Raw genomic sequence first — 26,545 nt, 5'->3', positions numbered from 1 at the left:
GTCCACCGGCTCAGCCCAGTCCGCGGCCCGATTCCAGGACGTGCTCGGCGCGGGCCACGAGTCCGTCGGCCCCGCAGGCGCGGGCGAGGGCCAGACCGCGGGTCAGTTCGGTGACCGAGCGGGCGGCGATCCCGTAGTCGATCCGGGCGACCGCGTGCTCATAGGCGCAGGGCGACGCCTCCAGATAGGCCGCCGCCTGCGCGTACAGCGTGACGGCCCGCTGCCCGGTCTCCAGCGCCGCCGCGCACCGCAGGGCCTCCCCTATGGCGGTGTCGGTCCCGAAGCGCTCGGCCTGGGTGCGGGCCTCGGCGGCGAGTCCGGCGGCCCGGTCCGGATCGTCCTTGGCGAGCGCGCGGGCCAGATCGGCGGCCCAGGTGGACATGATCGTGTTGTGCCGTCCGCCGGTGGCCGCGGCCTTCTCCGCCGACTCCAGCGCCCGGATGCCCTCCTTGACCCGCCCGGCCTCGATCAGCAGCCTGCCGCGCACGGAGTCGGCGTCCGGCATGATGATCGTGGACGGGTACGGCGGGGTGACACCGTAACGCTCGACGATCTCCAGGGCCTGGGCGACATGGCCGCGGGCGGTCAGGGTGTCGATGAGCATGCAGGCCGCGTCCCAGTGCATGGGCAGTCCGCTGCCGACCCGGTCGGCCAGCCGCAGCGCTTCCCTCAGGAAGCCCTCGGCGTCGGCGAGTTTGCCGCGTCTGCGCAGCACGAATCCGACGAAGGCGTGTGCCAGGGCTAGATGGCCACCGCTCCAGCCCTTGGCCTGGTAGACGCGCAGCGCGTCACCGAACAGGCTCTCGGCGCGGTCGAGCCGGTCGCTGAACAGATACGAACTGCCCAGCATCATCAGCAGTTCGAAGCCCCACTCGGAGTCGGTCCAGCCGAGTCCGGGCGGCAGTACGCCGTTCATCAGGGACCGGTCGCACAGCTCGACGACCAGTTCGGCGTTCTCGCCGCGGGTCATCGCGTCGAAGCCGCGGATGATCAGCAGCGCGCGTTCGGAGTTGTCGCGGCCGGTGAGGGGCTCGGCGAGCGCGGCGAGGCTGCGGGACCGGCCGGTGGAGTCCTCCTCATCGGCGTGAATGCCCTCCCACATGTAGTGCAGGGCCTGGAGCCGCAGCCGCTGCGGGCCGGGTGCCAGCCGCTCGGCCTCCTCGTCGATCACCTGGATGGCCTCCGCCAGCTGATCGTTGTGGACGAGTGCCTGGGCGAGCTGGCAGACGGCGTCGACCCGGGTCTTGCCCTCCAGTCCGGAGGCGGCGAGGGCTTCCCGCAGATGGCCGATGGTCCGGGCGGGCGAGGTCAGCAGGGTCGCGCAGCCGAGTTCGAACAGGACCTCCGCCCGGTAGTCGTCCGACGGCGGCTCCCGCAGCGCGCGTTCCAGACAGCGGACGGCGGCCTCGGGCGCGCCCACGGCGAGGTGTTCGCGGGCGGCGGCCCGCATCTGCTCGACCAGTTCGGGGTCGTCGTCCGGATGGACCTCCAGCAGATGGCGGGCCGCGGCGGCGGCGCCCTGCCCGGCCAGCCGCACCGCCTCGGCCGCCAGCCCGTGCATGACGGTGCGGGTGCCGCTGGGGATGGCCTGGTAGATGGCGCTGGCGATCAGCGGGTGCAGGAACTCCAGCCGGTCGGGCAGGGAGCCGGGCTGGGCACCGGGGCGGGCGAGGACACGGGCGACCCGCAGTTCCTCGACGCATCTGCCGGCCGCTTCCTCGGGGAGCATCGCGAGTTTCGCGACGACGTCGAGCGGGATGTCGGTGCCGAGTATCGCGGCGGCCCTCGCGACCTTGCGGGTGCTCAGACCGAGTTCGTCGAGCCGGGCGAGCAGTCCGCCGCCGCGGGTCGACCGGTTGAGTCCGCGCAGTTCGTCGGCGGACGACTCGGTCGGTTCCAGTTCCTGGTCCTGGACCTTGGCGAGGAGTTCCACGGTGTCGAACGGGTTGCCGCCGGTGACCGCCCAGACCTGGCGGCAGAACGGGTCGTCCGCGTGGGCGCCGAGCCGGGCGCGGGTGAGTCCGGCCGCCGCGTCCGGGGTGAGGCTCTTCAGCGAGGCGCTGGGCCGGGCGGCCTGCCCGATGCGGTCCAGATGGGGCGCGGCGGCGCTGCCGGGGTCGACCGGGCGGTGCGCGACCACCACGAGGACCCGCATCTCGTCCAGCCGTTCGGCGAATCCGGCCAGCCAGCGCAGGGTCTCGGGGTCGGCCCAGTGGGCGTCGTCCACGAGCAGGACCAGTGGGAACAAGGCGTCCGCGAGCCGGCCGACGCCGTGTTCGAGTCCGTCGCAGACGCCCTGCGGGTCGGCGGGCGGTCCGCTCGGCTCCGCGATGCCGAGCGCCGGTCCGGCGATCCCGTACCACTCGCCGAGATGGACCCTCGCCTCGTCCGGGGTGAGGGTGATGAGCGCGGGCTGGAGCAACTGCCGTACGACGTTGAAGGGGACGGAGGTCAGGGTCTCGCCGCCGCGCGCCGACCAGACCGTGCACCCGCGGCTCTCGGCCGTCCGCCGGACCCGGGTGAGCAGCGCGGTCTTGCCGATCCCGGGGACCCCAGTGAAGACCAGGAGGCTGCCGGGCCTGGCGGGACGCCCCGCCGAGGCCGCCGGTGTCTCCGCACACAGTCGTTCGATGGCCTGTTCCGCCGCGGCGATCTCGCTCTCGCGTTCCCACAGCGCGTCGGCACCGGACGGGTCCGACGGTCCCTGCGTCATCCCGCAACCTCCCCAGATTCGCTCAACCGGCTTGCAGACCCCTGAGGTTAGCTGGCCGGATCGCTGACGCGCGTGCTGTCAGGGCAGGTTGTCCCAGGTCGGGTGACGAGCTTGCGCGAACCGCGGTGGATATGCTTTACGTGACGGTCCGATCGCGGAGCGTGTGCGCGAGGGGTGCGCGGGGAGTTGGCCGGAACGCTTCGCCGCTGGTGGGGGCCCCGTGGTGGAGGGTCCCCCTCTCATCCCGCTTTCAGGCACGGCTCCTAGTGTGGGCGCATGACCCACATGACGCCGCCCGGCTGGTACCCCGACCCCGGACAGAGAAGTGACGGACCGCCCACGGAACGCTGGTGGGACGGCAACGCGTGGACGGAGCAGACCCGTGCGCTCGGCGCGTCCGGCGCCTGGGCTCCGCCCGCCTATCCGCAGTGGGCCGTCGCCCCGCCCCCGGCGAAGCGGCGCAAGGCGGTCCGCGCGGCGATAGGCGCGGTCGTCGCCCTTGCCGTCCTCGGGGGTCTGGCCGGCGGGGTGTACGCGCTGACCCTGGACGACGACAAGGACGGCGACCGCACGGCGACCGCTCCCAGCCCGAAATCGCCCGGCGGCCCGGAGAGCGCCACCCCCGAGGGCGGCCCCGGCGCCCCGGGCGCACCCTCGCGGCCGGGCGCCCCGCAGGGCGAGAAGGGCTTCGCGGCCGACCCGGCGAGCGGGATCAGTCTGCCGGTGCCCGAGGGCTGGTCGGGCGATTCGGGCATCGTGGGGGCGCAGGTGTCGACGGGGCCGTACCCGTGCCCGGGGGACGCCACGAAGAGCTGTGCGCGGGCGGGGGCGCACTCCGCCCCGGCGGCGGCGCTCAAGCGGACGGAGCGCACCGCGCGGGCGATGGCGGAGGCGGACATCGCGGACGCCGCCGAGGAGGCGTACGGCTCCGATTCGTACGGCGACCTCACCTCGCACGACGAGATCGCGGACAAGCCGGTGACCGTCGCGGGCGGGAAGGGCCATCTGGTCCGCTGGAAGGTCGTCACCGAGAAGGGCGACGACGGGTACGTCCAGTCGCTGGCCTTCCCCTCGCCGCACGACGCACGGCAGTTCGTGGTCGTACGGTTCGGCTTCGACGTCAGCGACAAGGCGCCCGCGCTGTCGGTGATGGACGAGATCACCGAGGGCATCAAGAAGTCCGCCAGGGGCTCGGGCAACGGCCAGGCCGCTTAGGGTCCTCTGCCGGATCGGCCCCTCGGTACTCCCCGTTCGCCGCCGGGGCTCGCGTGGAGCGGGTCGGCCAGGTGGGGGCGGAGCGGACCGGGCGGGTCGTCCGCGCGCGGCCGCATGGCTCACGAGGACGGCCCGCCCGGCCGGGTGCGCGCCGCCCCCGTCCCCACGGTGCGGCGCGCGGCGGTCCGCCCACCGGTCATCCCAGGGGCGGCGGGCCGCCGTTCAGGGGGAGCGTTCGGCTCCGGTGTCCGGCTTCTCGGCGAGCGGGTGCGCCGCCGCCGGGACGGCCGTCCCGAGGCCGAACGCGGGCAGGATCACGGCGTCCACCAGCCGGACCAGGTACTCGGGGTCGGCGAACCGGCCCTCCAGCTGGGGCCGGACCCGGGTGACCCCGAAGAGCTGGGCCGCGACGAAGTCCGCCGCCGGGTGTCCGGCCGGGATCTCCCCGCGCGCGACGGCGCGCGCGACCATCGCGTCGAGTTCGACCAGTTCCGGCTCGACCAGCGCCTCGCACAGCGCCCGCTGGAGTTCGTCGTCCTGGAGGGTGGTGTGGCCGAGGGCGTGCAGCAGCCTGGTGTCGTCGCAGGACTCCGCGCCGGCCGCGCGGGCCGCCGCCCTCAGGTCCCCGGCGAGGCTCCCGGTGTCGATCCCGGCGAACCGGGGACAGCGCTCCGAGCGGAGCGCGGCGGCGACGAACCGGGCCTTGGTCCCCCACTGCCGGTACAGGGTCGACTTGCCGCACCGGGCGCGGGCGGCGACGCCTTCCATGCTCAGCGTCTCGTAGCCGCTCGCGCGCAGCAGGTCCAGCGCGACGGTGTAGAACTCCCGCTCGCGCTCCGGAGTGATCTTGGAGCGGCGTGCCGCGGCGGACGCTTCCCGCATGCTCTTCCGCCCTCCTCCCGGTCCGGAGGCCCCGGTCGGTCACGATCCGGCCGCCTCATCGATACGCCAGTGTACCGATACGGGCCCGTATCGGTACACTGGCGTATCGATGAATGCCGTCGGCCCTGTCCCACCTGGGCGGACGGCCGGGCACGCACCGCCGCACACACCTCACGCAAAGGGGCCGGAATGGATTCCCGCACCGGGTCTTCCGCACCGGAGCCGCACCGAGCACTCCCTCTCCCGGGGCTCGGCGTTCCGCGCTCCCCGGCGCGGGGCGCGTGGGGCGGGCGGAACGGCACGCTGCCCGTGCGCCGGTCCCTCCCCGGCCGTGGGAGGACCCGGTGAACGCCACCGTCGTCGCCGTCGCGCTGTCGCTCGTCTCGGCCGTCGCGTACGCCGGTGCCGCCGTCACCCAGGAACGGCTCGCGTCGAGGACCGTCCGGGACCGCGGGATGCGGCGTCTGCTCGGCGCCTGGGCGTGGTGGGGGTCCGTCGGGCTGAACGCCTTCGGGGCGCTGCTGCATGTCGCGGCCCTGCGGTTCGGACCGCTGACGCTGGTGCAGCCGCTGGGCGCGCTGACACTGGTCGCCGCGGTGCCGCTGGGCGCGCGGCTCGCGGGGCGCCGGGTGAGCGGGGCGGAGTGGCGGGGCATCGCGCTGGCCCTCACGGGGCTCGCCGCACTGACGCTCGCCGCGTCGGGGCCCGCCCCGGACCAGACCCTGTCGCTGCCGGAGGCGCTGGCCGTCGCCGGGGTGACCACGCTGCTCATCGGGCTGCTGGCGCGGCCCGGCACCCGCCCGGGGCTGCGGCACGCCACCGCGTCCGGGGTCACCTCCGGGGTGGCCTCGGCGCTCACCCAGACGGTGACCGTCGCGGCGACCGACGGGTCGGAACCGGTGCTGAGTGTGCGGACCGCCGTGGTCGCGCTGCTGGTCGCCGGGTTCGCCGCGGCGGGGCTGCTGCTCGCGCAGACCGCGTACCGCGGGGGGCTCGGCGCTCCGCTCGCGATGCTCACCCTCGCCAATCCCGTGGCCGCGGCGGCGATCGGTCTCGTGCTCCTCGGGGAGGGGGTACGGGGTGGCGCGGCGGGGGTCGCGCTGGCCGTCGCGGGCGCGGTGGCCGCGGGGTGGGGGGTCCTGGTCCTCAGCAGGGCGGCCGGGGGCCGGGCGTCGGGTGTCGGCGGGGGGTCGCGGACCGTCGCGTCCGGGGCGGGCTCGGTTGGGCGTGTGCCTGCTCCCGTGCGGGGGGCCGGTCCCGGGCGGGGGGCCGGTGCGGAGGGCGCCGACGTGGACGGCCCGGCGCCGTTGAGCCCCACCCCCTGAGCGGGGTCCTTACGGGGCCCCGGCGTCCCTGGGGTTCCCCGGCTGGGCGGACTTGTTCCGGTGCGGGCCGGACGGGGGTGCGCAGTTCCTCGCGCCCCTGGGTACGCCCGGCTGGGCGGGCTTGTTCCTGCGCCGTCGCTCGTGGGGTGCGCAGTTCCCCGCGCCCCTAGGTTTCGACCTGTGTCCGTACTTTTTCCGGTGCGGGCCGGACGCGGGTGCGCAGTTCCCCGCGCCCCTGGGTTTCGACCTGTGCCCGTACTTGTTCCGGTGCGGGTCGGACGGGGATGCGCAGTTCCCCGCGCCCCTGGGTACGCCCGGCTGGACGCACTTGTTGCTGTGCCGTCGCTCGGTGGGTTCGCGCGGTTCCTCGCGCCCCTTTGGGGCGGTGCTGCCGGGCGGACGCGGGCCTCGGGCGCCCCCGAAGGGGCGCGAGGAACCAAGGGCCGTCCGCAGCCGAACGGGAACCGCAAGAGGCGCGACCTCAGGGGCGCGGGGAACTGCGCACCCACGAACGACCCGCACCGGAACAAGTACGCCCAGGTGGGGAACCTCAGGGGCGCGAGGAACTGCGCGAGCAGCCAAGGGCCGCCCGCAGCCGAACGGGAACCGCAAGAGGCGCGACCTCAGGGGCGCGGGGAACTGCGCACCCACGTCCGGACCCGCACCGGAACAAGTACGCCCAGGTGGGGAACCCCAACGGCGTGGGCGTACCGCATAGAGTGCGTAGGTATGAGGCTCGCGATTCTCGGTGGCGGTGGCTTCCGCGTCCCCCTGGTCCACTCCGCACTCCTCGCGGACCGCGCCGAGGGCAGGGTCACGGAGGTCGCCCTCCACGACACCGACCCCCACCGCGCCGCGGCGATCGCCCGGGTCCTCGCGGAACAGGCCCAGCGGGCCGCCGAGGCCGACCCCACCGCTCCCCCGGCCCCCCGGCTCACCGTGACCGGTGACCTGGACACGGCCCTGCGCGGCGCGCACTTCGTGTTCTCGGCCATCCGCGTCGGCGGCCTCGCGGGCCGCGCCGCCGACGAACGCGTCGCACTGGCCGAAGGCGTCCTCGGGCAGGAGACCGTGGGCGCCGGAGGCATCGCGTACGGGCTGCGCACGCTGCCCGTGACGGACCGGATCGCCCGCCGCGTCGCCGAGATCGCCCCGGACGCCTGGTTCATCAACTTCACCAACCCGGCGGGGCTCGTCACCGAGGCGATGTCCCGTCATCTGGGCGACCGGGTCATCGGCATCTGCGACTCCCCGGTGGGCCTCGGCCGCCGGGTCGCCCGTGCGCTGGGCGCGACCGGGCGCTCGGACGTCGAGGTCGACTACGTCGGGCTCAACCATCTGGGCTGGCTGCGCGGACTGCGGATCGACGGCGAGGACGAGCTGCCGCGGCTGTTCGCCTCCACCGAGCTGCTGGAGAGCTTCGAGGAGGGACGGCTGTTCGGCGCGGACTGGCTCCGCGCGCTCGGCGCCGTACCGAACGAGTATCTGCACTACTACTACTTCAACCGTGAGGCGGTCCGCGCGTACCAGGCGGCGCCGCTGACCCGGGGGGCGTTCCTCGACGAGCAGCAGTCCCGGTTCTATGCCCGGGTCGCGGACCCGGGCGTCCCCGCACTGCGTGCCTGGGACGAGGTCCGGGCCGAACGCGAGGCCACCTATATGTCGGAGAGCCGGGAGGCGGCGGGCGCCGGGGAGCGCGACGAGGCGTCCCTCACCGAGTCCGGCGGCTACGAGAAGGTCGCCCTCGCCCTGATGCGGGCCATCGCCCGGGACGAACGCGCCACCCTGGTCCTCAACGTCCGCAATCGTGGCGCGCTGCCCGGGCTCGACGCCGACGCGGTCGTCGAGACGCCCTGCCGGGTGGACGCGCACGGCGCCCACCCGCTGCCCGGCGGCCCGCTGCCCGCGCACGCGGCGGGGCTGGTGACGAGCGTGAAGGCGGTCGAGCGCGAGGTGATGGCCGCGGCGGACTCCGGTTCCCGCGCGACGGCCGTCAAGGCGTTCGCCCTGCACCCGCTGGTCGACTCCGTGTCCGTGGCACGGCGTCTGGTCGACGGATACGTGGCCGCGCACCCGGGGCTCGGCTATCTGACCTAGCCGGGCCGCCGCCCCGGGTGCGCCGCGGACGTCCGGCGACGGGGAACCTCCCGCCGCCAGGGACCCGTTACATGGGCGGACGCGCTCAGCTGTCGGAGCGCGGGGTCCCACGGAAGACCTCGATGAGGCTCGCGTAGCTGGCACCGGCGTGCCCGGCGCCCCGGGCGCGTTCGGCCAGGGTCTGGACGAGGGCCGGCCATTCGGTGTCGACGCCCGCCGCCTCGCTCTCCCGCACCAGATACCTCATCGTGGCGAGATGGGTGTCGAGGGAGGCGTCCTCCGCCGGATACGCCCCCTTGTCGATCTGCCCGGCGTACTCGCTGACGAAGCCGGTGACACTCGCCACCCACTGGTTCGCGAACGGCGCGAACACGGACGCGTCGACCTTCGCGGCACCCAGCAGCGCGGCCCCGTGCAGGAACGCGTTCAGGGTGCCCCACATGACACCCAGCAGCGCGACGTCGTAGAGGGAGGCCAGCCCCGGGTCCTCCCCGAAGTAGACCCCGTTGCCGAGGCACTTCAGTGTCTCCTCGTGCCGCTCGAACGCGGAGGCCGATCCACTGAACAGCAGGAACGCCTCCGGAGTCGCGATCACCCCGGGAACGGCCATGATCGCGCCGTCGAGGTGGTCGCTCGCCCACCCGGCGGTCTCACGTGCCTCGGCGGAGGTTCCCGAGGTCAGATTGACGAGGGTGCGCCCGGCCAGGTCGGCCCGGTGCGGGGCGAGTGTGTCCCGTACGACGGTGTAGTCGGTCAGACAGACGACGACCAGGGAACTCGCCCGGACGGCGTCGCCGACGGTGGGTGCGACGACGGCGCCCCGCGCGGCGAGCGCGTCCGCCTTCCCCGGTGTGCGGTTCCAGACGGTGGTGGGGTGGCCGGCGTGGAGAAAGGCGGTGGCGAGGGCCTTGCCCATCAGCCCCAGCCCGATGACAGTAACGGGTTCGTTGGACATGGGACGACTGTGCGTCAGGGGGGTTCCGCTCCGTCTCCGGAAAGGTTCCGGCACGGAGCCGGGTAACGTGGCCAGGTGCGTTTCGGGGTGCTGGGTCCGCTGGAGGTGCGGACAGGGGACGGTCGGCCCGTACGGGTGCGCGAGACCAGGCTCCGTACGCTGCTGACCGCGTTGCTGGTACGGCGCGGGCAGGTCGTGCCGGTGGACCGGCTGATCGACGATCTGTGGGGCGACGCGCCTCCCGTGAACGACGTGCGCACCCTGCGGTCCAAGGTGTCGCTGCTGCGGCGGACGCTGGAGGACGCCGAGCCGGGCGGACGCGATCTGCTGGTGTCCCGGCCGCCGGGGTACATGCTCCGGGTGGACGGCGACGCGGTCGACGCCGGACGCTTCGAGTCGCTGCTGGCGAAGGCCCGGACACTCACCGGTGACCCACGTGCGAAGGCGGCGCTGCTCACCGAGGCGGTGGGCCTGTGGCGGGGGCCGTCCGCCTTCGCCGACCACGCGGACGCGCCGTTCGTACAGGCCGAGGCCACACGGCTCGAAGAGCGGCGGCTGGCCGCCCTGGGCGAACTCGCCGGAGTACGGCTGGAGCTGGGCGAGCACGATGTGCTGGCGGGCGAGCTGGGGGAACTGGTCGCGGCGCATCCGCTGCACGAGGGGCTGCGTGCCGCGCAGGTCCGTGCCCTGTACCGGTCGGGCCGTCAGAGCGAGGCGCTGGCGAGCCTCGGGGACCTGCGTGACCAGCTCCGGACCGAACTCGGCATCGACCCCGGGCCCGAGCTCACCGGGCTGCGTCAGTCGATCCTCCGGCAGGACACCGCCCTCGCCGCCGTACCCGTGCGGACGGTCCCGCGCGGCAATCTCCCCGCCCCGCTCACCGCGCTGATCGGCCGGGACGAGGACGTCCGCCGGATCGGCGCGCTGCTGGCGTCCGAGCGGCTGGTGACCCTGACGGGGACGGGCGGGGTGGGCAAGACCCGGCTGGCCCTTGAGGTGGCCGCGCGCCGGGCGGGGGACTTCCCGGACGGTGCCTGGCTGGTGGAGCTGGCCGCCGCGCGCTCCGGCGCCGAGGTGCGGGAGGCGGTCGCGGCGGCGCTCGAACTGCGGGACGACGGCGGTACCCCGGCGCGCGCACCGGTCGACCGGCTCGCCGACGCCGTCGCGAGGCGGCGGCTGCTGCTGGTGCTGGACAACTGCGAGCACCTGGTGGAGCCCGTCGCGGAGCTGACCGCGCGGCTGCTGCGCGCGGCGCCCGGGTTGCGGGTGCTGGCCACCAGTCAGGAACCGCTGGCGGTCGGCGGCGAGCACCACTGGCCCGTTCTCCCGCTGGACCTGCCCGGGCCGGGCGCCGGGCGGCCGTCGGAGTCGAGCGCCGTACGGCTGTTCGTGGACCGGGTCACGGCCGCCGCCCCCGGTTTCGCCCTGGGGCCCGGCAACGCGGAGGCCGTCACCACGGTCTGCCGCCGGCTGGACGGTATCCCGCTCGCGCTGGAGATGGCCGCCGCGCGGGTGCGGGTCATGCCGGTGGGCGACCTCGCGGACCGGCTCGACGACCGGTTCCGGGTCCTCACGGCGGCCCTGCGCGGCGTACCGGAGCGCCAGCGCACCCTGCGCGCCACGATCGACTGGAGCTGGGGGCTGCTCGGCGGCGACGAACAGGTGGTGCTGCGCAGGCTGGCCGTGTCCGTGGACGGCTGCACGCTCCCGGCCGCCGAGGCCGTCTGCGCCGGGGACGGGGTACGGGCCGGGGACGTGCTCGGTCTGCTCGGACGGCTGGTCGACCGTTCCCTGGTCGTCCACCGGGACGGCCGGTACCGGCTGCTGGAGTCCGTCGCGGCCTACGGTCTGGAACGGCTCGCGGGGTCCGGGGAGGAACCGCGGGTGCGCGACCGGCATCTCGACCACTACGTCGGTCTCGTCGAGCGTCTCGCTCCTCTGCTGCGGGGCCACGAACAGCGCGGCAGGCTGGAGGAGATGGACGCCGAGGCCGCGAACCTCCGCGCGGCCCTCGCGTACGCCGTCCGCCGGGGCGGCGCGGACAAGGCGCTGCGACTGGTGGACGCGGCCTGCTGGTACTGGTTCCTGCGCGGCCGGTTCGCGGAGGCGGGGCGCGCCCTGGATCTCGCCCTGTCGGGCGGGGGCGGCCCCGGGCCGCGGGCCGCGGCGCGGGCCTGGCGGGCGGGGATGTCGCTGCTGCTGCACGACACGGCGGACGCCGGGGACCGGTCCGTGCTCGCGTGGTACGACGCGGGGGACGATCCGGCGGGCGGGGCGCGGGCGCGGTGGTTCCTGGCGCTGGGGAGGACCGGGTTCGGTGATTCCGGGGAGACGTTCGGCCTCGTGGACCGGGCGTATGCCGGGTTCCGCTCGCTGGGCGACCGCTGGGGGACGGCCGCCGCGCTGACGGTCCGTGCCGAGATCGACCTGTACCAGGGGAACCTGGGGCCCGCGCGGGACGACGCGGAGCGGGCGTACGCGCTGTTCCGGGAACTCGGCGACGGATGGGGCGAGTTGCATGCCGCCCGGACGCTCGGTGACCTGGCCGAGTTCACCGGCGACTACGGGACGTCCGCACGGCTGCGCCAGGACGGTCTGCGGCTGGCGGAGCGCCTGAAGCTGTGGAACGTGGCGTCCGGGATGCTGGCCCGGCTCGGCCGTACGGCGCTGCTGACCGGCGATCTGGACCGGGCGGAGGATCTCCACCGGCGGGCCAGGCGGCTCGCGGTGGCGCATTCCCATGAGCGCGGCGAGGAGTTCGCCGAGGTGGGTCTGGGGCTGGTGGCGCGGCACCAGGGCAGGCTGGACGACGCCGAGGCGCATCTGCGGGCGTGGCTGGACTGGTGCCGCCGGTGGGAGGGCGACCACGGGGTGGCGCTGATCCTGGCCGAGCTGGGTTTCATCGCCGAGCAGCGGGGCGATGCCGGGACCGCGCTGGAGGCGCACCGGGAGGGGCTGGAGCATGCCCGCCGCACCGGCGACCGGCGGGCCCTCGCCCGCGCCTTCGAGGGCCTGGCCGGTGCGCACGCGCTCGCGGGCGACCACGAGGAGGCCGCCGGGCTGCTGGGGACGGCGACCGCGCTGCGCGAGGCGGTCGGTATGCCGCTGCCGGCCGGTGAGCGCGGTGACGTGGACCGGATCACCACGGCCGTGCGCCGCTCCCTGGACACGGCGTCCTTCGAGTCCGCCTTCGGGCGGGGCGCGGAGCGGGCCGGGGCGCAGGCGGTTCCGGCCCCCGCCGCGTCCGGCGGCCCGGGGCTCCTCGGCAGGGGGTCGGGGAATCCGCGGAGGCCCGAGGCGGAGCCCTCCTGATGGGTCGCGCGCACGGTGTGCCGGTGTCCAGGGTCGAGAAGGCCGTGCGCCATCCGCTTCCGGGCGAGCGCGGCGCGGTGGGGTTCGGTGCGCGGCGCGGGTCGGTGCGCGACGCGGCGGGCGTCACCGGCCGTTCGGACGACGGGGTCGGTGCGGTAGGGGCGGGACCGGTGGCGGCCTACCGGTCGACTCCCGCCGGGGCGTGGGCGAGGCCGGCGGTCAGGGTGTCCAGGGCGGGGGGCGGGGTCAGGGAGCCGCCCAGTACCGCGGAGAAGCGGTCGACGACCTGGGTGACGGCCACCGCCGCCTCGGGGTCGAGGGTGAGGGCGCCGTCGGCCGTGACGGTGATCTGCCGGTCGAGGGTGAACCAGCCCTGGACGACATGGTCCGCGCCCATCGAGTTGAGCACGGGCCGCAGCGCGTAGTCGATGGCGAGGACGTGTGCGGTGGTGCCCCCGGTGGCCAGCGGCAGCACCGTCTTCCCGGTGAGGGCGTACTGCGGCAGCAGGTCCAGCAGTGTCTTGAGGAGTCCCGAGTAGGCGGCCTTGTACACGGGTGTGCCGATGACGACCCCGTCGGCGCGGGCGAACAGCGAGGTGGCGTGCCGGATCGCGGGGTGCCCGAAGTCCGCCCCGAGCAGGGCCTCGGGCGGCAGTGTGCGTACGTCCAGCGGTATGACGTCATGGCCCTGTTCCCGTAGCCGGGTGTCGAGATGACGCAGCAGCCGTGCGGTGCGGGAGGTGGCGGAGGGGCTTCCGGAGACGGACAGGACGGTGGCCATGGGGAGTCCTTCGGGCTGGGGATGCGGGTGGCTCGGGCGCGCGCGGTACGGCACGCGCCGGACGGTCGCGGACATCGGCGGACACGTGTCACGGACGGTCCGGGAACCCTCGGCGCTGGGAATTCCCGGGGCGGGGGACGACGGCGCCCGGGAGTGCGCGGGCGGCGGACGGGACGTACCCGCGTGGATGCCGGGTACGGGTGCCGGGGAGGCGGACCGGGGCGGCCGGGGGGTGGTTCAGCCGTGGCGCGCGGGGCGCGCTCGCGGGTGCCGGGGGCTCCGGGTCAGCGGGTGGGACGACAGAAGGCGCTGGAGACACGCGCGAGGTCGACATGGCGTCGCCGCGTGAGTTCCTGTCGTCGCTTCATACGGCCGATCAAATCAGGCGGGGTCGGGACGGTCAAGGTCGCAATGGCCGCGTACCGGTGCCAAGTGGGCGTATTCGCGGGCGGGCGACCGATGGGTGAGACGGCGGCGCGCGGGAGCCGTACCTTCGGGGGCCGGGCCCCGTCCGCCGTCGTCCCATCGGGCCCCGCAGGGAAGGACGTTCGGACCGTGCCGCTCTTCACCCGCCCCCGTCCACGACCGGACCGGGACCCCGTACCCGTACCCGGGCCCTCGGCGGAAGCCGTGCCCGGGGACCTGGTGCGGGGTGCCGAGGACGGGCAGGGGGGTGGCGTTCCCCGGCGCCCGCCCGGGCGGCGGGTGGCGGGGGCGGTGGGCACGGCCTCGGCCGTGGCCTTCGTGCTGTTCGGGCTGCTGCTGCCGGACCGGCTCGCGGAGCTGACCCCGGGGGCCTTCGTACGGCTGCCGGGCGAGGCGGTCCTCGGTGCGGCGCTGCTCCTGGCGCTGACGGGCCGGGCGCGGGACGTGGTGGCCGGGGCGCTGGGGCTGCTGCTGGGGGTGACCGTACTGCTGGGGGCGCTGGACCTGGGCTTCCATGAGGCGCTCGGGCGGCCGTTCGACCCGGTCCTGGACTGGATTCTGCTGGACGACGGACAGGCGTTCCTGCGGGACTCGGTGGGGCGTACGGGCGCGCTGCTCGCCACGGCCGCCGCGCTGGCGCTGGCACTGGCCGTCCTCGCGGCGGGGACGGTGTCGGTGGTGCGGCTGGGCCGGTCGCTGCGGCGCGGCGGCGCGGTGGCGGCGCCCGTGACGCTGGCGGGCGGCACGGTGTGGGTGGTGTGCGCGGCGCTCGGCGCGCAGTTCGCGGGGGCGCCGCTGGCGGCGCGGAGCACGGCCGACGCGCTGGGTGACCGGGTGCGGCAGACCCGTGCGACGTTCGCGGACGAGGAGGTGTTCGAGAGGGCCGCGGCCGACGACCCGTTCCGCGACACCCCGGGCGACCGGCTGCTGACGGGGCTGCGCGGCAAGGACGTGCTGTTCGTGTTCGTCGAGAGCTACGGGCGCACCGCGCTGGAGGACCCGGCGATGGCCCCGCACCTCGGGGCGCTGCTCGCGGACGGCACCGAGCGGCTGCGGGCGGCGGGGTACGCGTCGCGCAGCGGCTTCCTGACCTCGCCGACGGCCGGTGCGGGGAGCTGGCTCGCGCACTCCACGTTCCTGTCGGGGCTGTGGGTCGCCCATCAGCAGCGGTACCGCAGTGTCACGGCCAGCGACCGGCTGACGCTGACGGAGGCGTTCCGGCGGACGGGGGCGTGGCGGACGGTGGGGATCATGCCGGGGGTCACCCGGGAGTGGCCGGAGGGGCGGTTCTACGGGCTGGACCGGGTGTACGACTCGCGGGAACTCGGTTACCGGGGGCCGAAGTTCAGCTGGGCGCCGGTCCCGGACCAGTTCAGCCTGGCGGCGTTCGAGCGGCTGGAGGGGGGCCGGGCGGGGCGCGGTCCGCTGATGGCCGGGATCGTCCTGGTGTCCAGCCACAATCCGTGGGCCCCGATCCCGGAGATGCTCGGCTGGGACGGGCTGGGCGACGGCTCGGTGTACGAGGGGGTGCGGGCCCGGGGCGCGGACCCGAAGCGGGTGTGGCGGGACCCGGAGCGGGTGCGCGACGAGTACCGGCGGTCGGTCGAGTACTCGCTGACGAGCCTCGTCTCGTATCTGGAGGAGTACGGGGACGAGGACACGGTGCTGGTGTTCCTGGGCGACCATCAGCCGATCCCGGCGGTCGCCGGGGAGGGCGCGTCCCGGGACGTGCCGGTGGCGATGGTGGCGAAGGACCCGGCGGTGTTCGACCGGATCGGCGACTGGGGCTGGGACGAGGGGCTGGCGCCGTCCCCGTCGGCGCCGGTGTGGCGGATGGACACCTTCCGGGACCGGTTCCTCGGCGCCTTCGGCCCGGCCTCCTGAGGCGGGACGGGCCCGGGCGCGAAGGGGTGGACGGCGCGGCCCCCTGACCGGTCGCGCCGTCCACCCCCTTCCCCTCGGGGAAGGAACCTCAGCCGTCGGCCGCGGGCACCGCCCGCAGATATCCGACGGCCCTTCGGGCGCCGCGTCGTACGGGCCGCCGCCCGCCGCCCGCCCTCCGGGGTTCCCGCAGGACCAGGGTCAGCCGGGAGAATCCCATGTCCTGAAGTGTCTGGGGCGCCTCGCCCACCACCCGGCAGTGGGTGCGTCCCCACCGGGGGTCCGGATGGGTCAGCGGGCGCAGCGCCCCGTCGTTGGCGATCGCCTCCGCGCCGACCGAGCTGATCCAGCGGGGCAGCCCGTGCCGATAGGCGGCGTCCATGATCGGGTCGTCGGCGATGGCGGCGCGGATGGCCTGGAGTTCCTCGTCGCCGGCGTGCCGTTCCAGTGCCTCGGCGAAGTGCGCGAGCATGGGCAGGCACCAGCTCGACTCATGGTCCCCGAGGACCGTGGCGGCGTCCGGGTGGAAGAGGACGAAGCGCAGGAAGTTGTCGCGGGGCATGGCTGTCGGATGCGGCCCGACACCTCCGAAGAGCACGTCGTACGCGTCGTTGGCGAGCACGACGTCCCAGCGGTGGTCGAGGACGACGGAAGGAAAGGAGACCGCGTCCAGCAGGGCCGCGTAGTCCTGGAGATAGGCCCGGCATCCTGGCCCGGTCCGCGCGCTCCCCCAGGCCGGTCGTCGGCGCCCTTGTGCCTCGTATGCCATCGGGTGGTCACCCCTCTTACGGCTCTGACGGCGAGCGCTGGTCGTGCGGCGCGGCGGTCCGGCAACGGGAACGGCGCCCCCGGTCGTGCCACCGCGTGGCGATCGTGCTACCCCGACCGGAAGCATGTCAACTATCGTGGCATTTACAGACGGTTGACGAATAAAACACGCCACAGATGTGGCGCGGCCTGGCCCGTGCGCTGGTGAGGGACTAGTCTCCGATGCTGTCCATGGCGCGATGCCGGAGACCGTGGTGCGGGCCCCTCGGGGCGCGTTCCGTCCGGTTTCCGCCACGGTCGCGCCGTGCGTCCCGGCGACCCGGCGAGCCCCCCGGTGGCCGGGGACGGCTCTGCGCGGCCGGTCCGGTGGACCGTTCGTCCGGCGGGTTCGCCGGTAGCCGTGTTTCGGTCCTGTTCGACGTGTCGGTTCTAGGAGACCTTCGGTGACGGATGGCTTCTCGCTGCCGGGTGGCGTCACTCCCTCGGGCTCGTTGCCGGGTGTTGTCGCCCGGGTCCGCGATCTCGCCGACCGCCTCGGCGTGCCCCACGCCGAGGTCTTCGACATACCCCGGCTCACGGTGGCCTCGGGGGTACCGGAGGAAGTGGTCAGGGATCTGCTGACCGGGCGCACGGGCGGTGAGCCCGATCTCCAGGCCCGGTTCCTCCAGCGGTTCGACCTGCTGCGCAGAACACGGCTGAAACCGAACGGCCGCCGCTGGACCCAGCAGGAGATCGCCGACGGCGCCGGGATGTCACGGCAGCAGGCCGGCGCCCTCATCAACGGCGACCGGCGGCCCACGATGGAGCACTGCGCGGCCATCCAGCGCTTCTTCGGCGTCCACGCGGGGTTCCTGACCGCCGAGGACGCCGACGCGCTGGTCTCCGCGCTCCAGCTCACCGAGCAGGAACTGCTCCAGTGGGCCGCCGCCCAGGACCGCGCCGTGCCGCCCGCGCCGCCCGCGCCGCCGGGCACCGCGCCGGGCGCGGATCCCGGGAACCCGTCGCGGGACGCGATGGACGACGCTCTGGAACAGCTGTTGCAGAATCACGGGGTGCGCGGTATCGCCTGGCGCGCCGCCCAACTCCCCACCGACAAGCACCGCGACAAGGTCACGGAGTGGCTGGACATGCTGCTGGAGAGCGTCAAGCCGCCCCACGGCCCCACGGAGCCCTGATGCGCGCGCGGGTCACCAAGGACATGCGCAAGTTGTGCGGCGAACTCATCGCCGGACTGCCCCCCGAGATACCCGACACCCCCGGCGCCCTGATCGGCGCGCTGTGCGCGACGATGAGCCGGCGGCGCGGTCGGCCGGTCAACCACCGGATGGCCGCGTTCCCGCCGGGCACGGCGAGCGGCCTCTGGCTGGACATGGCCGACCAGGACCTCATCGTGATCGAGGAACGCACCGCGCCCGACCACCAGTTGGTCATCCTCGGGCATGAGCTGTGGCACATGACGGCCGGACACAGCACCCGGCACGTGGACGCGGCGGGCACGGGCGTGGCCGCCCGGCTGCTCGCCGGTGGCGTCGATCTCCAGGACACGGTCCGCAGGGTCGCCGCCCGCAGCCGTTCGCACGCCGTCGAGGAGGAGGAGGCCGAGAGCTTCGGGCTGCTGCTCGCCAGCAAGTGCCGCTCCCGGACAGCCGGCCCGGCGGGCCGCGGGCAGGCCCCGCGTGACGAGCTGACCGCCCGTATCGAGGCGTCCCTGGGCTATCGCAGGCCGCAAGGCTGAGGCGTGAACGGCCCCGACTACTATCTGCCCGCCGCGGCGACGGGCATCGCGCTCGCCTTCAAGTTCCCCTCCCTGCTGCGGGAGTGGCGCGATCCGCTGCTGCGCTCGGTGTGCGCGCTGCTCGCGCTCGGCACCTCGGTGTTCTTCTTCTCCGCGCCGCCGACGATCGCGCAGGTCAACCGGATCACGGGGGTGCCCAACATCTCCGGGCCGCTCGTGTACGCCCTGCTGTCCGCGTTCAGCGCCTCCTGTCTGGTGCTGATGGTCAACTGGCGCGGCGGACCGCCCGAGGTGACCCGGCGGGTCTCGCGCCGCTGGATCGCCGGGTACACCGCGGTGAGCGTGGCCCTCGTGGTGCTGTTCGCGCTCGGTGACGCGCCGGTGGAACGGCTGCGCGACCTGGACACCTACTACGCCAACACCCCGTACATCCGCGAGATGATCGTGCTGTACCTGACCGGGCTCACGGTCGCGGGCGTCGCCATGGCCTATCTGTGCCTGCGCTGGTCGCTCCAGGTACGGGGGCTGCTGCGCGCGGGGCTGTCCGCCATCGCCGTCGGGTATCTGTTCAACCTGTCGTACGCGGCGACCAAGTTCACGGCGGTGTTCGCGCGCTGGGCGGGCCATGACCTCGACTGGCTCAGCTCCGAGACGGCGCCCCTGCTGGCCTCGGCGGCGGCCCTGTTCAGCGCCATCGGGTTCTGTCTGCCGCTGGCGTTCCAGCGGCTCGGGGAGCAGGTCACCGTCTGGTCGACCTACCGCAGGCTCGGCCCGCTCTGGCGCGAGCTGCGCGGACTCGGGCCGCACGGCGTCGCACCGTCGCGGATCTCCTGGTGGCCGTCGGCGGATCTCCTGGTGACCCAGCGCGAGTCCGACATCCATGACGGGATGCTCAGCCTGTACCCGTACTTCGACAGCCGGGTCCACGCCCGCGCGCACGCCGCCGCCGTCGCGTCCGGGAACGGTCCGGCGCAGGCGCGGGCCGTCGCCGACGCGGCGATGGTGACCGCCGCGGTACGGGCGCGCGCGGCCGATCCGGAGGGGACGGCGCTGGCGCGGCCGGACGGGCCGCCGGACACCGCCGTCTCCGGTGAGGGCCCCCGTGACCTGGTCCGGATGTCCCTGGCGCTGCGCCACTCCCCCGTCGTCGCGGCGGCCCGTACGGCCGTCGCCCGGTCAGAAAGCGGTACCCATGAGCCCATCCGATAGATCCGCCGGAGCCGCCCGGGACACCCCGCACCGCCATGCCGTGGTGATCGGCGCGGGAGTCGCGGGCCTGGCGGCGGCCGCCGCGCTGCGGGGCCACGCCCGGGTCACCCTGGTGGAGCGGGACACCCTGCCGGAGGGTCCCGAATCACGCAAGGGGCTTCCGCAGGCCCGGCACGCCCATCTGCTGTGGTCGGGCGGGGCGCGCGCGCTGGAGGAGCTGCTGCCCGGGGTCACCGCACGGTGGCTGGCGGCCGGGGCCCGCCGGATAGCGCTGCCGACCGGGCTGGTGTCGATGCAGCCGAGCGGCTGGATACGCCGGTTCCCCGAGCTCCAGTTCATGATCGCGGCAAGTCGCGATCTGCTGGACTGGGGCATCCGGCAGAGCGTCGCCGAGGACCCGGCGGTGACCGTCCTGGAGCACTCCGAACTGCTCGCCCTGGAGGGCGACGCGCGCCGCGTCACCGGGGTACGGCTGCGGGTCGGCCCGGGTCAGGGGGCGGAGGAACGATTCCTCGCCGCGGATCTGGTGGTGGACGCCTCGGGCCGGGGCTCACGGGCGGTGGCCCAGCTGGCCGCGCTCGGGGTGCCCCGGGCGGCGGAGGAGGAGGTCGACTCGGGGCTGGTGTACGCCTCCCGGATCTTCCGGGCGCCGCCGGGGACCGAGGACTTCCCGGTGGTGAACGTCCAGGCCGACGCCCGCGAGGCGCGGCCGGGCCGGACGACGACGATCGTGCCCATAGAGGGTGAGCGGTGGCTCGTGACACTGTCCGGTACCCGGGGCGGTGAACCGGGCCCGTCCCCGGAGGGCTTCGAGCCGTTCGCGCGCACGGTGCGCCATCCGGTGGTGGGAGAACTGATAGCCCGCGCCGAGCCGCTCACCGGGGTACGGGTGACCCGCAGCACCGTCAACCGCCGCCGCTTCTTCGAACGGGTCGCCCCGTGGCCGGACGGGTTCCTGGTGCTGGGGGACGCGGTCGCCACGTACAACCCCGTGTACGGGCACGGGATGTCGGTGGCCGCCGAGGGGGCGCTGGCGCTGCGGCAGCTCGTGGACGCCGAGGGGCTCGGGACGCCGGGCCAGGCGCGGCGCGCCCAACGGGCCGTGGCCCGGCCGGTCTCGGTGGCCTGGGATCTGGCGACCGCCCAGGACATCCTGTACCCGGGCTCGATCGGGCGCCGCCCCGGGCCGTCCGCGAAGGCGGCGCGCCGCTATGTCGACCGGCTGATGCGGACGGCGAGCGCCCGGCCCCTGGTCGCCAAGGCGCTGCTGGACGTGATGACGCTGTCGGCGCCGATGACCGCGCTGGTGCGGCCCGAGGTGGTGTTCGCGGTGCTGCGCGGACCCCGGCTGCCGCCGCTGGCGGGGCCGCCGCTGACCGACCGGGAACTGGCCACGGCCCTCGGCTCCGGACACCACTGAGCGCGGCCGGGACGGCGGCGGGGCGGACGGACGAACGGTGAGCGGGCGCGCCGGAGCCAAATCAGGTGATCACGCGCGCGGCGCGTGCCTTCCATGTCACCCTCTAGGCAGTCCCGTCCGTGACGAGCGGTTCGCGTCGAATGCCGCTGTCCCGTGCCCGTGCCCGTGCTGCCGTCCGCACGGCGGGACGGGAGGAAGGGGGCCGCGATGCGCGAGATCAGCGTGCCGCGTCTGGTGGAGCCACTGGCCGCGGGCGGACTCGCGGACGAGGTCTTCGACCGGGCCCGGCGGGAACCGGACACCGTGGCGATGTCCCTGGGCGGTGACCGGCCGGGCGGTGTGTGGGTCCCGCTGACGGCCGCCGGGTTCCGCGACGAGGTCATGGGCGTCGCCAAGGGCCTGCTCGCGGGCGGCATCCGGTTCGGTGACCGGGTCGCCCTGATGTCCCGCACCCGCTACGAGTGGACGCTGTTCGCGTTCGCCCTGTGGACCGTGGGGGCGCGGGTCGTGCCCGTGTACCCCACGTCGTCCACGGACCAGGTGCGCTGGATCCTGCGTGACACGCAGGTCTCGGCGGTCGTCGTGGAGGACGAGGGCCATGCGATGACCGTGGCCGCGGTGTGCGACGGGCTGCCGCTGTTCTCCCGGATCTGGCAGCTGGACGCCGGCTGTGTGGAGCAGCTGGTGGCGGAGGGCGCTCAGGTGCCCGACGAGGAGGTCCACCGCTGCCGGGCGGCGGTCCGCCCCGAGCAGATCGCCGCGATCGTGCACACCTCCGGTACGACGTCCCCGCAGCCGCGCGGCTGTCTGCTCACCCACCGCAACCTCGCGTACGGGACGGACACCCTCGTCGGGGGCTGGGGCGAGGTGCTGACCGCCGAGGACGGGGACCGTTCGCTGCTGACGTTCCTGCCGATGGCCCATGTGTGCGGGCTGATGATCGCCGTCGCCGCCGTCCGCCGGGGTGTCCGGCTCGCCCATCAGCCGGACATGAGGCCCGGGGCGCTGCTGCCGTCGCTGGCGAGCTTCCGGCCGAGCTGTGTGATCGCCGTGCCCCATGTCTTCGAGCGGATCTTCCGGCAGGCCCGCCGCCGCGCCGAACTCGGCGGCAAGGCGGCCGTGTTCGACCGGGCGGTGTCCGTCGCGGTGCGGTACGCGGAGGCGGTGGAGCGGGAACGGCACGGGGAGGGGACCGGCCCGGGGGCCGGGCTGCGGATGCAGCACGCGCTGTACGACCACACGGTGTACGCGCGGATCAGGGCGGTCTTCGGCGGCCGGGCGCGCTGCGCGGTGTCCGGCGGGTCCACGCTGCGCCGCCGGCTGGGGCTGTTCTTCGCGGGCGCCGGGATCACCGTGTACGACGGGTACGGGCTGACGGAGACCTCCGGCGGCTGCGCCGCGCAGCCGCCGGGCGCGGTCAAGTTCGGCACGGTGGGCAAACCGTTGCCGGGTGATTCGCTGCACATCGCCGCTGACGGCGAGATCTGGGTGCGGGGCGACAATGTCTTCCTCGGCTATCTGAACGACGTCCGGGCGTCCCGTACCGCCCTGCGCGGGGGCTGGTTCGGTACGGGGGACCTCGGGTTCCTGGACGACGACGGGTATCTCGTCATCACCGGGCGCAAGAACGATCTCATCGTGACCAGTACCGGCCGGACGGTGGCGCCGCTCGCCCTGGAGGAGCGGGTGCGGGACGATCCGCTGGTGTCGCAGTGCGTGGTCGTCGGGGACGACCAGCCCTGTCTCGCCGCGCTGATCACCCTCGATCCGGCGGCGGTGGCGCACTGGCGCAAGCTGACCGGCCAGGGCGGCGGGGACGGGGAGGACACGGCGTTGCGGGCGATGGTCCAGCGCGCCGTGGTGCGGGCCAACTCCGGGGTGTCCCCGGCGGAGTCCATCCGGGCGTTCCACATCCTGCCCGCGGAGTTCACGGTGGGCGGGGGGTTGCTGACGCCGTCGTTCAAGGTGCGGCGGGGTGCGGTCGTCGAGGCGTTCGCGGCGGAGATCGAGGCGATGTACGCGGCGCCCCGGCCGTCGGGCGGGTCCGCTTCGCTGGTCTGAAGGGGGCGCGACCTCGCGGAACGCCTTCGCCCGCGCCCCCTGGGAGGGTGGGTACGGGATCTGCACATGGGAGGCCGGGGGTGGGCACGTGCGTGCGAGCCGGGGTGCGGGGCGCGCGGGACGGGGCGAGGTGTGTGCGGGAGTGTCCGGTTCGGGGGGCGGGGGTTTCCGGGCATCCGGTGAAGGCGGCGGCACCGAACGGTGAGCGCGTCTGCACCACCCTTGGACATCGTGGGTGGCCCCGGGACGACGGGTTGGCCGCCCGCGCGGCCCCCGTGCTTGTATCTGCGCCAGACGGCGGTCACCCGGAAGGGCTCCTGGAACGCACGGGAGTTGACGGCCGCCGGGCCGGTCCGGCGGGATTCCCCCGAGCCGGCCGATCCCGCTCACGTACATCCATCGGAAGGGCACGCACATCATGGACATCACCCCCCAGGTCGAGACCGCCGAGATCTCCGACAGCGACCTGGACAACGTGTCCGGCGGACTCGTCGGCGACGTCCTCGGCACGGTGGCCTCCACCGCCGACTCGGTCGCCCCCGTTTCGGCGACGCTCGGCACGGTCACCGGCGGCGTCGAGGACACCTCGGGGCTGAGCACCGCCCCGGTCGCCGGTCTGGTCGCCGGGCTCTGAGGAGCTGAACCGCCCGTGCGCCCCGTGGCCCCCCGGCCCGGGGCGCACGGCTGTGTCCGGCCGACGGGCCGTGGAGAGGGGAAGGTGCCGTGCAGTTCCGTCAACGGGCCCTGGCCAAGGCCCGGTCGCCCGAGGAGCTCGACCTGCCGGTGCGGCTGGCCCGCCCGCAGGGCCGTCTCGCGCTCGCGGTCTGCGCTCTCGTGCTGGCCGCCTCGGGCGGCTGGGCGGTGACCGGCGGTGTGCCGTCCGAATTGAGCGCGCCCGGGGTGCTCACCCATGGGCACGGCGGTCATGTCCTCCAGAGCCCGGTGGCCGGGCAGGTCACGGCGGTCGTCGCGGAGGAGGGCGAACGCCTCGCCGCCGGGGCCCCGGTGCTGCGGGTGCGGACGGCGGACGGCGACCGGGCCGTCCGCGCGGTCGCGGCGGGCCGGATCACCTCGCTGGCCGTGTCCATCGGCGCGGTGGTCACCGCCGGGGCCGAGGTCGCCCTGGTCGAACGGGTCGGGCGGGACGGCGAACCGCTGATCGCGCTGCTGTACGTACCGGCGGACCGGGCCGCGGCCGTGACGGTCGGGGCGCGGGTGGAGGTGACGGTGGAGTCGGTGCCCGCGCGCAGGTACGGGAAGCTGGGCGGGGTGGTGCGCGAGGTGGGCCGGACCCCGCAGAGCGCCCGCCGGATCGGGGCGTTCCTCGGGGACGCGCGGCTCGGCGCCGAGTTCACCCGGCGGGGGCTGCCCGTCACGGTGGAGGTGCGGCTGGACCGGGACCCCGCGACGAGGTCGGGGTACCGCTGGTCGGCGCCGCCGGGACCCCCGTACCCGCCGGGGTCGATGACCCGCGCGAGCGGCGCCGTACGGCTCCCCGCCCAGCGCCCGATCGATTGGCTGCTGCCATGAGTAGGCACCGGACACGGAGCGGGTCCGGGGAAGCGTCCGCGCGGCACCGGGCCGCCGAGCGGGCGCCCCGGCGGCGGGCGCCGCGCGCGGTGCGCACCCCGACCGTGCTCCAGATGGAGGCGGTGGAGTGCGGCGCGGCGTGTCTGGCGATGGTGCTGGGGCACTTCGGGCGGCATGTGCCGCTGGAGGAGCTGCGGATCGCGTGCGGGGTGTCACGGGACGGGTCGCGGGCGAGCAATCTGCTCAAGGCGGCCCGTGGGCACGGGCTGACGGCCAAGGGCATGCAGATGGACACGGCCGCGCTGGCCGGGGTCGCGGCCCCGGCGGTGCTGTTCTGGGAGTTCAACCACTATGTGGTGTACGACGGGACGCGGCGCGGTCCCGGCCGGGCGGGCGTGTACGTCAACGATCCGGCGCGGGGGCGGCGTTTCGTACCGATGGAGGAGTTCGACGCCGCGTTCACCGGGGTCGTGCTGGTGATGGAGCCCGGTCCGGGGTTCCGGCGGGGCGGGCGGCGGGCCGGGTGGGCGGGCGCGCTCCCGGCGCGGCTCGCGGGTACGTCGGCGACGACGACCGCGGTGGTGCTGGCGAGTCTGCTGCTGGTCGCGGTCGGCGCGGCGGTGCCCGCGCTGAGCCGGACGTACCTCGATCTGTTCCTGATCGGCGGGCGGACGGAGTCGCTGGGGGCGCTGCTGACCGGGCTGGCGCTCGCGGTGCTGCTGACAGGGGTGCTGACGTGGACGCAGCAGGGGAATCTGCTGCGGGGCCGGCTGGTGTCGTCGACGCTGACCAGCGCCCGGTTCCTGCGGCATCTGCTGCGGCTGCCGGTGACGTTCTTCGCGCAGCGCGGACCGGCCGATCTGGTGCAGCGGCTCCAGTCGAACGACGCGGTCGCGGAGACCCTGGCCCGGGATCTGTCGGCGGCCGGGGTCGACGCGGTGGTGGTGCTGCTGTACGCGGCGCTGATGTGGTCGTACGATCCGCAGCTCACCCTGCTCGGGGTGGCGGTGGCCCTGCTGAACGTGGGCGCGCTGCGCTGGGCGGTGGCCGCGCGGGCGGACGGGACGCGCAAACTCCGGGCGGACGCGGCCCGGTTGATCAACACCTCGTACTCGGGGCTCCAGATGATCGAGACGATGAAGGCGACCGGCGGGGAGGACGGCTGGTTCCAGCGGTGGGCGGGGCAGCACGCGGTGACGCTGGAGGAACAGCAGCGGCTCGGGGTGCCCACGGCGTGGCTGGGGGTGGTGGCGCCGACCCTGGCCACGCTGAACAGCGCGCTGATCCTGTGGATCGGAGGGCTGCGGGCGGTCGACGGGCTGCTGACGGTGGGGCTGCTGGTGGCGTTCCAGGCGCTGGTGACCCGCTTCACCGCGCCGCTGGCCCGGCTGGGTTCGGTGGCGGGCCGTATCCAGGACTTCGCGGCGGACGTGGCACGGCTGCGGGACGTGGAGGGCTTCCCCGCCGAGGCGCGGCGTACGGGTGCGGACCGGGACGCGGCGGGGCCCCGGCGGCTGGCGGGCCATGTGGAGCTGAAGGACGTGACGTTCGGGTACAGCCCGCTGGACGCGCCGTTGCTGAAGGGGTTCTCGCTGGAGGTGGGGCCGGGGCGGCAGGTGGCGCTGGTGGGAGGTTCGGGCAGCGGCAAGTCGACGGTGTCACGGCTGATCTCGGGGCTGTACACACCATGGGAGGGCACGGTCCGGATCGACGGTGAGCCGGTCGGGGAGCTGTCGCGCGGGACGCTCGCCGCCTCGGTGGCGTTCGTGGACCAGGACGTGTTCCTCTTCGAGGGCACGGTCCGCGACAACATCGCGCTGTGGGACCCGTCGGTGCCGGACGAGGCGGTGGTGGAGGCCCTGCGGGACGCGGAGCTGTACGACGTGGTGACGCGGCGGCCGGGCGGGCTGGACGCCCGGGTCGAGCAGGACGGCCGGAACTTCTCCGGCGGGCAGCGCCAGCGGCTGGAACTGGCGCGGGCGCTGGTGCGCCGGCCGAGCGTACTCGTGATGGACGAGGTGACCAGCGCGCTGGACAGCGGGACCGAACGCCTCGTGGTGGACAATCTGCGGCGGCGCGGCTGCGCCCGGGTGGTGATCGCGCACCGGCTGAGCACGGTCCGCGACAGCGACGAGATCCTGGTGCTGCGGCACGGCGAGGTGGTGGAGCGCGGCCGGCACGACGCGCTGCTGGCCGCCGGTGGTCCGTACGCCGAACTCGCCGCGGAGCGCTGAG

At 74.7% G+C, this 26,545-nt stretch carries 19 protein-coding genes; 13 read left to right on the top strand and 6 right to left on the bottom strand.

What is annotated here, in order from left to right; translation table 11 throughout:
- Positions 1-10: 10 nt before the first annotated feature.
- A complete protein-coding gene (locus AB852_RS00165) occupies positions 11-2,713 on the bottom strand; it encodes an ATP-binding protein (protein ID WP_073782343.1) in 2,703 nt (900 codons plus the stop codon).
- Between the two features lie 276 nt (positions 2,714-2,989).
- Here AB852_RS00165 and AB852_RS00160 point away from each other — a divergent pair, with 276 nt between their 5' ends.
- Positions 2,990-3,928, top strand: a complete 939-nt coding sequence (locus tag AB852_RS00160) for a DUF2510 domain-containing protein (protein ID WP_073782341.1) — start codon at positions 2,990-2,992, stop codon at positions 3,926-3,928.
- 222 nt (positions 3,929-4,150) lie between these two features.
- Here AB852_RS00160 and AB852_RS00155 read toward each other — a convergent pair whose 3' ends face one another.
- Positions 4,151-4,810, bottom strand: coding sequence for a TetR/AcrR family transcriptional regulator (locus AB852_RS00155; protein WP_073782339.1), 660 nt, complete (start codon positions 4,808-4,810; stop codon positions 4,151-4,153).
- Positions 4,811-5,154: 344 nt separating this feature from the next.
- On the opposite strand from AB852_RS00155, the gene AB852_RS00150 reads away from it, so the two are divergent.
- Entirely contained in the window at positions 5,155-6,135 is a 981-nt protein-coding gene (locus tag AB852_RS00150) for a DMT family protein (RefSeq protein WP_073782337.1), read from the top strand.
- 729 nt (positions 6,136-6,864) lie between these two features.
- Positions 6,865-8,232 (top strand): 6-phospho-beta-glucosidase, encoded by a 1,368-nt coding sequence (locus AB852_RS00145; protein ID WP_073782335.1) that lies wholly within the window; start codon positions 6,865-6,867, stop codon positions 8,230-8,232.
- Positions 8,233-8,317: 85 nt separating this feature from the next.
- Here AB852_RS00145 and AB852_RS00140 read toward each other — a convergent pair whose 3' ends face one another.
- The gene (locus tag AB852_RS00140) at positions 8,318-9,187 is read right to left on the bottom strand and encodes an NAD(P)-dependent oxidoreductase (protein ID WP_073782333.1); all 870 of its coding nucleotides are present in this window, start codon (positions 9,185-9,187) and stop codon (positions 8,318-8,320) included.
- Between the two features lie 75 nt (positions 9,188-9,262).
- Here AB852_RS00140 and AB852_RS00135 point away from each other — a divergent pair, with 75 nt between their 5' ends.
- Positions 9,263-12,499, top strand: coding sequence for an AfsR/SARP family transcriptional regulator (locus AB852_RS00135; RefSeq protein WP_073782331.1), 3,237 nt, complete (start codon positions 9,263-9,265; stop codon positions 12,497-12,499).
- Between the two features lie 178 nt (positions 12,500-12,677).
- Here the strand turns inward: AB852_RS00135 and ssuE are convergent, their stop codons facing one another.
- Both ssuE and AB852_RS41565 read right to left on the bottom strand, forming a co-directional pair.
- Complete coding sequence (gene ssuE / locus AB852_RS00130) at positions 12,678-13,280, bottom strand: NADPH-dependent FMN reductase (RefSeq protein ID WP_073782329.1); 603 nt, start codon at positions 13,278-13,280, stop codon at positions 12,678-12,680.
- 284 nt (positions 13,281-13,564) lie between these two features.
- Entirely contained in the window at positions 13,565-13,648 is an 84-nt protein-coding gene (locus tag AB852_RS41565) for a putative leader peptide (RefSeq protein WP_353961787.1), read from the bottom strand.
- Between the two features lie 187 nt (positions 13,649-13,835).
- Between AB852_RS41565 and AB852_RS00125 the strand changes: the two genes are divergently transcribed.
- Complete coding sequence (locus AB852_RS00125; RefSeq protein ID WP_245876542.1) at positions 13,836-15,590, top strand: alkaline phosphatase family protein; 1,755 nt, start codon at positions 13,836-13,838, stop codon at positions 15,588-15,590.
- An 88-nt stretch (positions 15,591-15,678) separates the two neighbouring features.
- On the opposite strand, the gene AB852_RS00120 is transcribed toward AB852_RS00125, so the two are convergent.
- Entirely contained in the window at positions 15,679-16,356 is a 678-nt protein-coding gene (locus tag AB852_RS00120; protein ID WP_073782327.1) for an MmyB family transcriptional regulator, read from the bottom strand.
- Between the two features lie 442 nt (positions 16,357-16,798).
- On the opposite strand from AB852_RS00120, the gene AB852_RS00115 reads away from it, so the two are divergent.
- From AB852_RS00115 to AB852_RS00080, 8 genes are all read left to right on the top strand, one after another.
- The gene (locus AB852_RS00115; RefSeq protein ID WP_073782325.1) at positions 16,799-17,530 is read left to right on the top strand and encodes a helix-turn-helix transcriptional regulator; all 732 of its coding nucleotides are present in this window, start codon (positions 16,799-16,801) and stop codon (positions 17,528-17,530) included.
- Between the two features lie 23 nt (positions 17,531-17,553).
- Positions 17,554-18,090: a toxin-antitoxin system, toxin component gene (locus AB852_RS00110; protein WP_073785136.1), complete on the top strand. Its 537-nt coding sequence runs from the start codon at positions 17,554-17,556 to the stop codon at positions 18,088-18,090.
- Positions 18,091-18,093: 3 nt separating this feature from the next.
- A complete protein-coding gene (locus tag AB852_RS00105; RefSeq protein WP_073782323.1) occupies positions 18,094-19,299 on the top strand; it encodes an MAB_1171c family putative transporter in 1,206 nt (401 codons plus the stop codon).
- Positions 19,283-20,719, top strand: a complete 1,437-nt coding sequence (locus tag AB852_RS00100) for an FAD-dependent monooxygenase (protein ID WP_073782320.1) — start codon at positions 19,283-19,285, stop codon at positions 20,717-20,719. Before AB852_RS00105 ends, AB852_RS00100 begins: the two co-directional genes overlap by 17 nt.
- Before the next feature lie 207 nt (positions 20,720-20,926).
- A complete protein-coding gene (locus AB852_RS00095; RefSeq protein WP_073782318.1) occupies positions 20,927-22,780 on the top strand; it encodes an AMP-dependent synthetase/ligase in 1,854 nt (617 codons plus the stop codon).
- A 418-nt stretch (positions 22,781-23,198) separates the two neighbouring features.
- Complete coding sequence (locus AB852_RS00090; protein ID WP_073782316.1) at positions 23,199-23,414, top strand: hypothetical protein; 216 nt, start codon at positions 23,199-23,201, stop codon at positions 23,412-23,414.
- An 89-nt stretch (positions 23,415-23,503) separates the two neighbouring features.
- Positions 23,504-24,310, top strand: a complete 807-nt coding sequence (locus tag AB852_RS00085) for an HlyD family efflux transporter periplasmic adaptor subunit (protein WP_073782314.1) — start codon at positions 23,504-23,506, stop codon at positions 24,308-24,310.
- Positions 24,307-26,544 (top strand): NHLP family bacteriocin export ABC transporter peptidase/permease/ATPase subunit, encoded by a 2,238-nt coding sequence (locus AB852_RS00080; protein WP_079184187.1) that lies wholly within the window; start codon positions 24,307-24,309, stop codon positions 26,542-26,544. Before AB852_RS00085 ends, AB852_RS00080 begins: the two co-directional genes overlap by 4 nt.
- Position 26,545: the final 1 nt, after the last annotated feature.

Source organism: Streptomyces uncialis (genome assembly GCF_001905345.1).
GTDB lineage: Bacteria > Actinomycetota > Actinomycetes > Streptomycetales > Streptomycetaceae > Streptomyces > Streptomyces uncialis.
Note: the sequence above shows the minus strand (reverse complement) of the source record. Positions and strands in the feature narration are given on the sequence as shown.